Here is a 12,386-nt window from a genome sequence, read left to right as displayed (position 1 = left end):
GTGACGCGCACGACACCGCCCCGCGCATCCGTTCTGTCATGAGATACGGACGGGCGGGGCGGTTGGTTCCCGAACGCGGAACCGGAGAGTGACCGGCCGGTGACGAAAGGCGATCAGCGCGTTTCGACGTCGACCGACTCGATGACCACGTCCTGCAACGGACGGTCGGTACGCGGGTTGGTCCGGGCGGTCGCGATCGCGTCGACGACCCGCTGGCTCGCGGGGCCGACCACCTCGCCGAAGATGGTGTGCTTGCCGGTCAGCCAGGCCGTCGGCGAGACCGTGATGAAGAACTGCGAGCCGTTGGTGCCCGGCCCGGCGTTGGCCATCGCCAGCAGGTAGGGCTTGGTGAAGGCGAGATCGGGGTGGAACTCGTCACCGAACTCGTAGCCCGGGCCGCCGGTCCCGTTGCCCAGCGGGTCGCCGCCCTGAATCATGAAGCCGCTGATCACACGGTGGAAGACGGTGCCGTCGTACAGCCGGTCCGTGGTCTTCGCCCCGGTCGCGGGGTGGGTCCACTCGCGCTCCCCGGTGGCGAGCTCGACGAAGTTCTTGACCGTCTTGGGCGCGTGGTTCGGCAGGAGCCGGATCTCGATGTCGCCCTGGTTGGTCTTCAAGGTGGCGTAAAGCTGCTCGGCCACGATCTGCCTTCCGTAAGTCTGCGTGTCTGCTGTGCACGGCTGCCCCGTCCCGGACGTCGGGCCGCTCCGAATACCGCCCACCCCGCGGCCGGGCGGCTGCGGCATCCCGATCCTTGCACGGGCCACCCGCACCGTGTCCGACCCGGCCGCCGGGCGCTTCCCGCGCCGCCCCGGCACGAAACGTGCCGCCAAGTGCGTGACCTACCCACGCGGTCCGGGCCGAACCGTGGCATTGTCATCGGAAGACTCCCCTTGCACCGCATTGCCCGAGAGCATCCTTGATGAATCGAATGACCCGGATGCCCGCCCCGCGTGCCTGACAGGCCCCATGCAGGCATGATCTCGAATTGGGTGGAAAGGCGGAGTACCTACCCGCCACCAAGGAGGAGGATCACGTGACCCGCATCGACAGCGTGCGCGCCGCAACCGACTCGGCGAAGGACAGCGTGCAGCACGCCGCGGTAGTGGTGGCGCCCTACGCCGACTCGGCCAAGGACCAGGCCGTTCACTATGCGCACGAGGCCCGCACGCTGCTCGCGCCGAAGATGTCGAAGGCAGCCAAGCAGGCCCGTGTCCAGTACGGCGCGCACGTCGCCCCCCGTATCGAGCTCGCCCGCACACATGTCCCCCCGAAGGTCGACGAGGTCGCCCAGCGCGCCGCGCAGCGCACCCGCCGGGCCGCACGTAGCGCCGCTGACTACACCGTCCCGCGCGTCGAGAGCGCCATGGCCGCCGCCCAGCCGGTCGCCGAGGAGGCGACGGCCCGCAGCGCCGCGGCCCTCGCCGCCCTGCGGGGCCAGGTCACGGCCAAGCAGATCCAGAAGCTGGCCCGCAAGCACCAGCGGCGGGCCAAGGCCGGCAAGGCGTTCAAGGGTGTGGCCGTGACGGGCCTCCTCGCCGGCGCCGCGTACGCCGTATGGCGCTGGTGGGACAAGCAGGCCAACCCCGAGTGGCTGGTGGAGCCGCCGGCCCCGACCGAGGTCGACGACCGCGCTCCGCTGTCGTCCGTCGACGGCACCCCGAACGCCTCGGCCATCCTGGACCCCGAGGTCGAGGCCAAGCAGGCCGACGCCGAGGCGGGCGAGGACGGCCCGGACGTCCTGGGCGGCACGGACCCGGACGACCGCCCCTGACCCCCGCCGACGGCGAGGCCCATGCAAAGAGCTCCCCCGACCTGCGTATACGCAGGTCGGGGGAGCTCTTTCGATGTGGAGCCTAGGAGATTCGAACTCCTGACATCTGCCTTGCAAAGGCAGCGCTCTACCAACTGAGCTAAGGCCCCGACAGCAGACAGCTCGTGACGTCATGACGTCACGGCCACCACCGCAGAACAGAGTACCGGCTCACCCCCGGAATCCTGCAAAAAGACTGGGACTCCCCGTGCGCGACCACGCTCCGTAAGATGCTGGTCCAGGTTCGCAGCAGCGAAGCCGATGCGAAGGGGAGACGCAATGGATGCAGCGCAGCAAGAGGCGACGGCCAGAGCCAGAGATCTTCAGCGCAGTTGGTACGGGGAGCCGTTGGGGGCGCTCTTCCGCCGGCTGATCGACGATCTCGGCCTGAACCAGGCACGGCTCGCCGCGGCACTCGGACTGTCCGCTCCCATGCTCTCCCAGCTCATGAGCGGTCAGCGCGCGAAGATCGGCAACCCGGCTGTCGTCCAGCGCGTCCAGGCACTCCAGGAGCTGGCCGGCCAGGTCGCCGACGGCAGCGTCAGCGCCGGCGAGGCCACGGAGCGCATGGAGGAGATCAAGAAGTCCCAGGGCGGCTCGGTCCTCTCGGGCACCGGCCAGACCACCACGAGCGGCGGAGCACCCACTGTGCGCCGGGTGGTCCGGGAGATCCAGTCGCTGCTGCGTTCGGTCGCGGCGGCCGGTGACATCATCGATGCCGCGGACTCCCTCGCCCCGACGCACCCGGAGCTGGCAGAGTTCCTCCGGGTGTACGGCGCGGGGCGCACCGCGGAAGCGGTGGCGCACTACGAGAGTCATCAGAGCTAAGGGCCTTTCGTCGGATCAGGCCGAGACATGAACGGGGAGCGAGCGCAGCGCCATGGGTGAGGTCTTCGCCGGACGGTACGAACTGGTCGATCCGATCGGGCGGGGTGGGGTCGGTGCCGTCTGGCGTGCCTGGGACCACCGGCGCCGCCGCTATGTGGCGGCCAAGGTCCTCCAGCAGAGCGACGCTCACACGTTGCTCCGCTTCGTGCGCGAGCAGGCGCTGCGGATCGAGCATCCGCACGTCCTCGCGCCGGCCAGCTGGGCCGCCGACGACGACAAGGTCCTGTTCACCATGGACCTCGTCAGCGGCGGCTCGCTCGCCCATGTCATCGGCGACTACGGGCCGTTGCCCCCTCGGTTCGTCTGCACCCTGCTCGACCAGCTGTTGTCCGGTCTCTCGACGGTGCACGCCGAGGGGGTCGTTCACCGGGACATCAAGCCGGCGAACATCCTGATGGAGGCCACCGGTACGGGCCGGCCCCATCTGCGGCTGTCCGACTTCGGCATCTCCATGCGCAAGGGCGAGCCCCGCCTCACCGAGACGAACTACGTGGTGGGGACGCTGGGTTACTTCGCGCCCGAGCAGATGATGGGAGCCGAACCGGACTTCCCCGCCGACCTCTTCGCGGTCGGCCTGGTCGCCCTGTACCTGCTCCAGGGCACGAAGCCAGACTCCCAGGGGCTGATCGAGCACTTCGCGTCGCACGGCACCCCGAGCGCCCCGGACGGCGTCCCGGAGCCGCTGTGGCAGGTCATCGCGGGGCTGTTGCAGCCCGACCCGCAGGACCGTTTCCGTACGGCCACGGGCGCGCGCAAGGCCCTGACGGCCGCCGTCGAGATGCTGCCCGAGCCCTCGCCCGACGACGAGCCGGTGGAGGTCTTCGACCAGATCGGCCCGCTGCCGGAGGGCTTCGGCCCGGACGGGCCCCTGCCGCCCGGCGGGACGGCCGCCGCCCGGACTGCCGCCCCGCAGACTGCCGCCCCGCAGACTGCCGCCCCGCAGACTGCCGCCCCGCAGACAGCCGCCCCGCAGACAGCAGGTCACCGGACAACCGGCGGGCAGGCCGTGCACCAGCCGACCCCGGACCCCCAGCCCTCGGCCCCCCAGCCTGCCGCACAGGCCCCGGCCCACCGGACGGCGGCGCCGCAGCCGACCGGGCAGCCGCAGCCGTACCCGCCCGCGCCCACCTCCATGTCCGAGACCGGCAGCTTTCACCTGCCGCCCCCGGAATTCGTCGCTCCCGCGCCCCGGGCACCGCAGCCCCATGCCCAGGTGGCCCCGCACCCGTACGCCGCCCCCGCGCCGGTCCCGGCGCACGCCCCAGCGGTTCCCGGACCGCACGACCGGGCCTTCACCCACCCCTACACCGCCCCGCAGCAGGGGGGTGCGGCCCCGCAGCCGATCGGGTCCGCGCCCGCCCCACACACGCGTCCGGGACCGTCCCCGAAGGTGGCGGTCCCGGTCCTGCTGGTGGCGCTGATCTGTTTCGCGGTGGGCATCTGGGCACTGACCCAGGCCTGAGGGCGGCCGCCCCCGGCCCGGCTACCAGGCCTGGGGCGGGCCTCCGTACGGGTACTGCCCGCCGCCCGTGGGCGCGGTCGGCAGGGCCGCCGCGCGGCGCCGCGCGATCAGCGTCCACGCACCCATCCAGAGCACCAGCACGGCGCCGGCACCGATCCCGGCCGCCGCGACCAGCTTCATCGTGCTGCTCCGGCTCTCGCTCTGCGCGGCCTGCGCGCCGCTCTGCCCGTTCCTCGCCATGTCCTTGTCGCCCTGCGTGACGGCGAAGATCCCGGCGTCACCCGTGTACGGCGTATCGGCGGCCTTCCCCGTCACCTTGATCTGAAGCGTCAACGCGATCGGCTTGTCGCCGTACGGCTTCGCGACCGCCGGGCTCAGCGATACGGAGAGGTAGTACCAGCCCGCGAACCGCATGGCGCTCACGTCGTCGCTGGAGTCGAACCTGTTCTCGTACGCCACCGGGGGCAGCGGATCGAGGGAGACGGACGTCGGCTTTCCCGCGTACGACATGGGCGACACATCGTCGACGTGCCCGATCGCGGGATTGTCCAGGGACATCGCGAGCGCGCTGCTGACGTACTGTCCCTTGCCGGCGGTGCTGTTGCTCAGGCCGGCCGTGGCGAAGACCTGCTGCCCCCAGTCCACCGGAATCCGGTAGAAGAGGGTCTGCCCGGGCTCGATCCTGTCCTTCCACTCACCGGTCTGCAGGCTCGTCGCGTCGTAGTAACCGGCGCCCCCGTGCCTGGTGTTGTCCTTGGCCGGGGCGGGCGGGGGCGGTGAGGCGGACGGCCAGGCCGTCGGCGCCTCGGTCGGCGCCGACGAGGCGTGGGCGAGCTTCGGCTCGGACGCGTAACGCAGCTCCAGGTCCCAGTCCCCGTGGCCGGAGGTCGCCTTGGTCTCGCGCTCGACCAGGACGTAGTACGCGCCGGCCTCCTGGCAGCTGCTGTTGTCCTCGCCCACGAGCCGGGAGGCGTAGGCGGCGATCGGGCGGGGGTACTGCGCGGACTCGAAGATGGCGTCCTGCGAGCTGCACTGGTCGTCCGAGCTGTCCCGGATGCTGACCGTGATGCCGTCCCCGTAGGCCACCTTGCCCTCGTCCTTGGGCACGACGACGGCCGAGACGTAGGCGTTCGTCTTCGCGTCCAGGTTCAGCCGGTAGTAGAGCTTCTGGCCGGCCTTGATCGAGCTCTTGAAGACCGAGTCGCTCTTCAGTTCCGTCGCGTCGGCGTTGACCTCCGCGCCGCTGACCGCCCCGGCGCCCGGATCGAAGGTGTATGTGCCGGGGCCGTCCGCCGCGTACGCCTGCCCCGGCAGCGCCGCCACCGCGAACACCGCCGCCACCGCTGCCAGAGCCCCCCGCACTCTGCTGCGCTGCCTCATCACGCGCTTCCCCTCGTCATCCGGGCGACTGCCCCGCGGCGGCCGCGTACATATACGAACACGGCCAGCACCACGGCCATGGCGGCAGCCCCCGCGCCCGCGGCCGCAACGACGGCCCATCCTGCCCCTCCCGCTCCACCACTGTCTGCGGCGGCGGACGAATCGCCCGTCTTGTCCGCGCCGGCGCCCTTCTTGCCGTGCCCGCTCCCGCCGGGCTTCCCCGCCACCGCCGGGGCGTCGTGCCCGGGCCCGCTGCGCTCCTCGCCCAGAACCGCCACGCGCAGCACCATGCCGATCTCGGGGTTCTCGGCGATCTCCGCGGCATGCGCGCCCAGCGTCACCGAGATGTAGAAGTCGCCCCCGATGTGCACCGGCTGAACGTCGGCCCGGCTCTCGTAGCGGTTGGTCCAGGCGACCGGCACGCCACCCATCCGCACCGCGGCGGGGCTGCCGTCGTACATCGTGCTCCCGTTGAACTCACCGCCCCCGCCGAGCGGGTGGCGGGCCGGCGTGTAGAGCCGGCTCGCGCCGTAGGAGTACGTGGTGCCGGTACGGCCCACCGTGGGCTCGTTCGCGAACTCCACGTCGTACACCACCTGCTGGCCCCAGCCCGCCGGGACCTTGTACCAGAGCGTCTGGGACGGCAGGATGCGGTCGCGCCACACGCCCCGGCCGAGCTCCTGGGCGTCGTTGAAGCCGGTGCCGCCCCGCACGTCACGCGGATCGCCCGTGGGCAGCGTGGCGTTCGTGGCGCCCTCGCCGTACTCGGCCTCGGACTGGGCGGGCGTCACCCCCTCCGGCAGCGGCTCCTCGACCCCGTACACCAGCTCCAGGGGCCAACGGGCCGCGTCGGAGCCCTTCTTGCTCTCCCGCTCCACCACGAGCCGGTAACGGCCCGCGCGGTCGCAGGTGCGGGTGCCGCCCTCCGAGCGGATACGGGCGACGGCGGCCGTCAGCGGCGTCGCACCCTCCTTCTGGGAGAAGTGCTCGGTGTTCGACTCGCAGTATCCGTGGTCGGTGTGCTCGATCCTGGTGGTCAGCGCGTCGAACGTGTCGACGGCCGCCCCCGGCTGCGGTACCGCCGTCGCGGCGAAGTCCGCCGTGGACGCGTCGTCCAGATCGACCGCGTAGTACCGCTTCTCGCCGGGCCCGATGGTGTCCAGGTACTGCCCGGGCGTCAGTACGGGTGCCCGGTCGGCCGTGGCCGTGCCCTCCACCCGGCGGCCCTTCAGCCGGTAGCCGTCCGCGGAGAGCTGGGCGGCGCGCTGCAACTGCCGGGCCAGCGCCTCGGCGTCCGGCGCGTCGTAGTAGCGGCCGTTGCCCGCGTGCGCGATGCATTCCAGCTGCTCGCGGGCCGCGCCCGCCACCTGGAAACCGACGGTGTCGATCCGCAGCCCGACGCCCTCCTTGCCGAGCTGTTCGGCGACCTCGCAGGGGGGCGGCGCACCGCAGTTGTCCTCGCCGTCGGAGATCAGCAGGATCGTGCGCGTGCCGATGGCCCCGTCCGCCGGCTTCGGCAGGTCCTGTGCCGCCTTGCGCAGCGAGAGGCCGATGGGGGTGTCACCCCGTGGCCGCACCGCCTCGACAGCCCGCTTCACGGCGTCCCGGTCGAGCTTCTGCACCGGTCGCACGAGCCGGGTGTCCGTGCAGCCGCGCGGCCGGTCGGCGCCGTACACCCGCAGACCGGTCGGATACCCGTCCGGGAGCCCGTCCACGACCGTGGAGACGGCCGCGCGGGCGCTCTCCATCCGGGTGTGACCGGTGCCGTCGTCGTCCCCCATGGAGCCGGAGGAGTCGAGCACCATCACCAGACTGCTGTCGCCGCCCGACCGCGCGGCCGCCGGTGCCGCGGGGGCGTCCGCCGGGCCTGCCAGGGCCGGCAGCGCGCCCGCCACCAGGGCGAACAGCGCCCCGCCGATCAACGTCCCCGCCCGCGCACCGCGGCGGTGATGGCCTGTCCTCACCCGTGCCCCCTCGACCGAAATCCCGCTCTCTTTGCTCAAGCAAGCTATTGATTTGCTTGAGCGAACTCAAGAGCACAGGTGTCACGGTCCCGCAACAGCACGAAGCCCCGGCCGCGTCGGCGGCCGGGGCTCGTAGCAGGCTGTTCCGTCTCAGACACCCGATCCTGCGGGCACGGAGTCGGTCGCCTCCGTCCACAGATCCTGCTCGGCGCGATCCGCCTGGATCTGGCGGTACACGAGGAGCCCGCCGATGGCGGCCAGTGCGACCAGGAGAAGCTTCTTCACCGCGCGACCTCGTCTTTCGTTGGCGTAGGGGACTTCTGCCGCCCGACTATACACACCGGCCGATATCGACCGGTGACCTCCCCGCAACCCAATTGGCGCCTGTGGAAGTGCGGTCGGCGCACGGCTGTGCGTACCCGGCGCCCGGCCCCCGGAGGCCGCCCGTAACGCGCCCGCCGGGACCGGGCCGAGGCCGGTTGAACCATACGAGTGGTGTTCATCTGAAGATCGGCGCATGAGCGGCGTCGGTCCACGAAATCGCGGGCCGCATCCACATCATCGGAAAGGTAAGCAAACCGGAACACCTGAAAGTGAGGGGCCATGAGCACCTTCAAGGCCAAGAGCATCTGGACCGCCTTCATCACCGCGTTCTTCGCCCTCCTCGCGTCGCTGGGCCTCGCGGGCTCCACCGCCGCCGCCACGGAAGCCACGGTCACGGAGCCGGCGGCCACGCCCCACGAGCACACGGCCGCCGCCCGCGCAACCGCGCCCGTTCCGTCGGTGCGATGGACCCTTCCGCGTGACCGGGCGCTGCCGCCCACGATGAAGCAGCGCATCCGCGCCGAGGCGCACGGCTCCTCACCCGCCACCAGGCACCTGTCCGCTGACACCAGGGACACCGCGAACACCACCAGCACCGCCCACACCTCCCACGGCGCCCCGGCCGGAGACGCGTCCCTCCTCCCACCCTGAGAGCGCCCCACCTGATCTTCTGAGCCCCCGGGCCGGTTCACACCGGACGGGGGCTTTCCCGTGCGCCCAGGGGCCTTCCCCGGGCGGCTCGGGTCTTCCCCGCCTCCCTCAGCCCATGCACCCGCGCACCCATGCGCCCGGACGGGACGGCACGGGACGCGGGAGAGGCGTACGTAGGCCAGGGAGGGGGAAGGCCGGCGGCGCGCACACAGGGGCTGCCGAAGAGAAGAAGCGCGTACGCACACACCGGGGCGCCGGCTCCACACCCCCGCCGGGCAATCGCCAGGCAGTACAGGCACGCACAACCACACGCATACGCAGAAGGCCCGGCTCCTCCGAAGAGGAACCGGGCCTTCTGTTGTCGCTGGTGGGGCTAACAGGATTTGAACCTGTGGCCTCATCCTTATCAGGGATGCGCTCTAACCAACTGAGCTATAGCCCCGCCGCGCTGCTGCGCTGACTTCTGAAGATTAGCGCACGTCGGGGCCAGTCCCAAAATCGATACCCGCGGGGTTACTCGTCCTCGGCCAGCGTGAGCTCGACGCCGCCCACGAAGCCCGCCGACAGGTTGTAGATGAAGGCACCCAGCGTGGCCAGCGCGGTGGCGAGGACCACGTCGATCACCGCGATGACCGCGGTGAAGACGAGAACCCTCGGCAGCGACAGGAACGCCTGCAGATCGAAGCCGTTGCTGTCGTTGGAACCGGTCGCCTCACTGATCGTGCCGCCCACGGTGGAGAAGACGCCCATCGCGTCCATCACCATCCACAGGACCGCCGACGCCACCACCGTGCAGATGCCCAGCGCGATGGACAACAGGAAGCTGACCTTCATCACCGACCACGGATCGGCCTTGGCGACGCGCAGACGCGCCTTGCGGGTACGCGGAGTGGTCCGCGCCCCCGTCCGCGGCTTGCGGGCCGTCTGCGCCGCGCCCATGCCCGGCACGGGGCCCTGCTGGCCGCCCCCGGGGCGCCCGCCGCCCTGGGTCCCGCCCGGAGGCGAGGGATAGGCCTGCGGCGGGTGGTAGGGGCCCGCCTGGCCCGGTGCGGGTTCCCGCTCACCGGGCAGCGGCCCGGTCGCGTAACCCTCGTACTGGGGCTGAGGGCCCCGGGTATCCGTCACAGTGCCCCCTTGGGAGTCCGTGGCAGGGCCACGGGCACCGTTACCCCCCGCTCCGGAAGCGGCCGAACCGGCGCCCGTGGCTCCACTCACGCTCTACTCCTCGTGCTCCCCGGTCGAGGACGTCGTGTCCTCGACATTGCTGTCGACCGTGCTGCCGGCAGCCGCGTCGGCCGTGGTGGCCTCCGCCGTCACTGCCGCGGTCGTCTCGCCTTCGGCGTCATCGGCCGCGTCGACCTCTTCGGCCTCGCGACCCGCCTCGGCGTTGCGAGCGATGCCGACAACGGCGTCTCGCTTGCCCAGATTGATCAGTTGGACGCCCATGGTGTCACGGCCCGTCTCCCTGACTTCGTTGACTCGCGTACGAATCACACCACCGCCGAGCGTGATGGCGAGGATCTCATCGGTCTCCTCGACCACCAGCGCACCGACCAGCGAGCCCCGATCCTCCACGATCTTGGCGGCCTTGATACCCAGGCCACCGCGACCCTGAACGCGGTACTCGTCGACGGCGGTCCGCTTCGCGTAACCGCCGTCAGTGGCAGTGAACACGAAAGTACCGGGCCTGACGACATTCATCGAGAGCAGTTCGTCTCCCTCGCGGAAACTCATCCCCTTGACGCCCGATGTGGCGCGGCCCATCGGGCGCAGCGCGTCGTCCGTCGCGGTGAACCTGATCGACTGGGCCTTCCTGCTGATGAGCAGCAGATCGTCCTCGGACGAGACCAGCTCCGCGCCGATCAGCTCGTCGTCGGAACCGTCCGCCGTCTCGCGCAGGTTGATCGCGATGACACCACCGGAACGCGGCGAGTCGTAGTCCTTCAGCGCGGTCTTCTTCACCAGGCCGCCCTTCGTGGCCAGGATCAGGTACGGCGCGGCGTCGTAGTCGCGGATCGCCAGGATCTGCGCGATCCGCTCGTCCGGCTGGAAGGCGAGGAGGTTCGCGACGTGCTGGCCGCGCGCGTCCCGGCCGGCGTCCGGAAGCTCGTACGCCTTGGCCCGGTAGACGCGGCCCTTGTTGGTGAAGAACAGCAGCCAGTGGTGCGTCGTCGACACGAAGAAGTGGTCGACGATGTCGTCTTCCTTGAGCTTCGTGCCGCGCACACCCTTGCCGCCGCGCTTCTGCGAGCGGTAGTCGTCCGTCTTGGTGCGCTTCACATAGCCGCCGCGGGAGATCGTGACGACGATGTCCTCCTCGGCGATCAGGTCCTCGATGGACATGTCACCGTCGAAGGGCACCAGCTTGGAACGCCGGTCGTCGCCGAACTTGTCGACGATCGCCGCCAGTTCCTCGCTGACGATCTGCCGCTGCCGTTCGGGCGAGACCAGGATCGCGTTGTACTCGTTGATCTTCGCCTGGAGCTCGTCGTGCTCGGCGGTGATCTTCTGGTGCTCCAGCGCGGCCAGCCGGCGCAGCTGCATCTCCAGGATCGCGTTGGCCTGGATGTCGTCGATGTCCAGCAGGCCCATCAGGCCCTCGCGCGCGATTTCGACGGTCTGGCTGCGCCGGATGAGGGCGATGACCTCGTCGATCGCGTCCAGGGCCTTGAGCAGGCCGCGCAGGATGTGCGCGCGCTCCTCGGCCTTGCGCAGCCGGAACCGCGTACGCCGGACGATGACCTCGATCTGGTGCGTCACCCAGTGGCGGATGAACGCGTCGATCGACAGGGTGCGCGGCACCCCGTCCACCAGCGCCAGCATGTTGGCGCCGAAGTTGGTCTGCAGATCCGTGTGCTTGTACAGGTTGTTCAGGACGACCTTGGCGACCGCGTCCCGCTTCAGCACGACGACCAGGCGCTGGCCCGTGCGCGAGGAGGTCTCGTCGCGCACGTCGGCGATGCCGCCGACCTTGCCGTCCTTGACCAGGTCGGCGATCTTCTGCGCGAGGTTGTCGGGGTTGGTCTGGTACGGAAGCTCCGTCACGACCAGGCACTGGCGGTTCTGGATCTCCTCGACCGCCACGACCGCGCGCATCGTGATCGAGCCGCGGCCCGTGCGGTACGCCTCCTCGATACCCTTGCGGCCCACGACCAGCGCACCGGTCGGGAAGTCCGGGCCCTTGATCCGCTCGATCAGGGCCTCCAGAAGCTCCTCCTGCGAGGCCTCCGGGTGCTCCAGGTACCACTGCGCACCGGCCGCGACCTCGCGGAGGTTGTGCGGCGGGATGTTGGTCGCCATGCCGACCGCGATGCCCGCGGAGCCGTTGACCAGCAGGTTCGGGAAGCGCGCCGGCAGGACCGTCGGCTCCTGGTTGCGGCCGTCGTAGTTGTCCTGGAAGTCGACGGTCTCCTCGTCGATGTCCCGGACCATCTCCATGGACAGCGGCATCATCTTGCACTCGGTGTACCGCATGGCGGCGGCCGGGTCGTTGCCCGGGGAACCGAAGTTGCCGTTGGAGTCCACCAGCGGCATGCGCATCGACCAGTGCTGCGCCAGGCGGACCAGGGCGTCGTAGATCGAGGAGTCGCCGTGCGGGTGGTACGTACCCATGACGTCACCGACGACGCGGGCGCACTTGTAGAAGCCCTTCTCGGGCCGGTAGCCGCCGTCGTACATCGCGTACAGCACCCGGCGGTGGACGGGCTTCAGGCCGTCCCGCACGTCGGGCAGGGCACGCGAGACGATGACGGACATCGCGTAGTCCAGGTAGGAACGCTGCATCTCCGTTTCGAGCCCGACGGGCTCGACGCGCATGCCCACGCCCTCGACGGGCGGTACCTCTTCGGGCGTCACGGGGACAGGGGTGTTCTCGTCGGCCATTGCTGGTCAAAGTCCTTTCGCG

At 70.7% G+C, this 12,386-nt stretch carries 10 protein-coding genes and 2 tRNA genes; 4 read left to right on the top strand and 8 right to left on the bottom strand.

Translation table 11 applies throughout. The features are described 5' to 3' along the window. Positions 1 to 113: 113 nt before the first annotated feature. Positions 114 to 641, bottom strand: a complete 528-nt coding sequence (locus E6P78_RS04945) for a peptidylprolyl isomerase (RefSeq protein WP_136202229.1) — start codon at positions 639 to 641, stop codon at positions 114 to 116. Between the two features lie 395 nt (positions 642 to 1,036). On the opposite strand from E6P78_RS04945, the gene E6P78_RS04940 reads away from it, so the two are divergent. Continuing rightward, positions 1,037 to 1,774, top strand: a complete 738-nt coding sequence (locus E6P78_RS04940; RefSeq protein WP_136202228.1) for a DUF5324 family protein — start codon at positions 1,037 to 1,039, stop codon at positions 1,772 to 1,774. A gap of 76 nt (positions 1,775 to 1,850) precedes the next feature. Here the strand turns inward: E6P78_RS04940 and E6P78_RS04935 are convergent. After that, positions 1,851 to 1,923 (bottom strand) — tRNA-Ala (locus tag E6P78_RS04935). Positions 1,924 to 2,092: 169 nt separating this feature from the next. On the opposite strand from E6P78_RS04935, the gene E6P78_RS04930 reads away from it, so the two are divergent. Both E6P78_RS04930 and E6P78_RS04925 read left to right on the top strand, forming a co-directional pair. Then, the gene (locus E6P78_RS04930) at positions 2,093 to 2,641 is read left to right on the top strand and encodes a helix-turn-helix transcriptional regulator (protein WP_136202227.1); all 549 of its coding nucleotides are present in this window, start codon (positions 2,093 to 2,095) and stop codon (positions 2,639 to 2,641) included. 52 nt (positions 2,642 to 2,693) lie between these two features. Next, positions 2,694 to 4,163 carry a serine/threonine-protein kinase gene (locus tag E6P78_RS04925; protein WP_136202226.1) on the top strand — a complete coding sequence of 490 codons (1,470 nt, stop codon included), beginning with the start codon at positions 2,694 to 2,696 and terminating at the stop codon, positions 4,161 to 4,163. Between the two features lie 21 nt (positions 4,164 to 4,184). Here E6P78_RS04925 and E6P78_RS04920 read toward each other — a convergent pair whose 3' ends face one another. The 3 genes from E6P78_RS04920 to E6P78_RS33245 all read right to left on the bottom strand — a co-directional run bounded on the left by E6P78_RS04920 (position 4,185) and on the right by E6P78_RS33245 (position 7,792). Further along, a complete protein-coding gene (locus E6P78_RS04920; RefSeq protein ID WP_240799065.1) occupies positions 4,185 to 5,543 on the bottom strand; it encodes a hypothetical protein in 1,359 nt (452 codons plus the stop codon). Next, positions 5,543 to 7,507 carry a VWA domain-containing protein gene (locus E6P78_RS04915; protein ID WP_240799064.1) on the bottom strand — a complete coding sequence of 655 codons (1,965 nt, stop codon included), beginning with the start codon at positions 7,505 to 7,507 and terminating at the stop codon, positions 5,543 to 5,545. The genes E6P78_RS04920 and E6P78_RS04915 overlap by 1 nt, the downstream gene beginning before the upstream one ends. A 150-nt stretch (positions 7,508 to 7,657) precedes the next feature. After that, positions 7,658 to 7,792, bottom strand: coding sequence for a DLW-39 family protein (locus E6P78_RS33245; RefSeq protein WP_003958712.1), 135 nt, complete (start codon positions 7,790 to 7,792; stop codon positions 7,658 to 7,660). A 318-nt stretch (positions 7,793 to 8,110) separates the two neighbouring features. On the opposite strand from E6P78_RS33245, the gene E6P78_RS04905 reads away from it, so the two are divergent. Continuing rightward, the gene (locus tag E6P78_RS04905) at positions 8,111 to 8,482 is read left to right on the top strand and encodes a DUF6344 domain-containing protein (RefSeq protein ID WP_136202225.1); all 372 of its coding nucleotides are present in this window, start codon (positions 8,111 to 8,113) and stop codon (positions 8,480 to 8,482) included. Between the two features lie 365 nt (positions 8,483 to 8,847). Here the strand turns inward: E6P78_RS04905 and E6P78_RS04900 are convergent. The 3 genes from E6P78_RS04900 to gyrA all read right to left on the bottom strand — a co-directional run bounded on the left by E6P78_RS04900 (position 8,848) and on the right by gyrA (position 12,364). Continuing rightward, positions 8,848 to 8,924: transfer RNA gene (locus E6P78_RS04900), tRNA-Ile, on the bottom strand. A gap of 71 nt (positions 8,925 to 8,995) precedes the next feature. Continuing rightward, positions 8,996 to 9,607 (bottom strand): DUF3566 domain-containing protein, encoded by a 612-nt coding sequence (locus tag E6P78_RS04895; RefSeq protein ID WP_136202224.1) that lies wholly within the window; start codon positions 9,605 to 9,607, stop codon positions 8,996 to 8,998. A gap of 93 nt (positions 9,608 to 9,700) precedes the next feature. After that, positions 9,701 to 12,364 (bottom strand): DNA gyrase subunit A, encoded by a 2,664-nt coding sequence (gene gyrA / locus E6P78_RS04890; RefSeq protein ID WP_136202223.1) that lies wholly within the window; start codon positions 12,362 to 12,364, stop codon positions 9,701 to 9,703. Positions 12,365 to 12,386: the final 22 nt, after the last annotated feature.

The organism is Streptomyces sp. A0958 (genome assembly GCF_004795035.1).
In the GTDB taxonomy this organism is placed as follows: Bacteria; Actinomycetota; Actinomycetes; order Streptomycetales; family Streptomycetaceae; genus Streptomyces.
The sequence above is the reverse complement of the archived record's forward strand: the minus strand, read 5'-3'. Positions and strand labels throughout refer to the sequence as shown.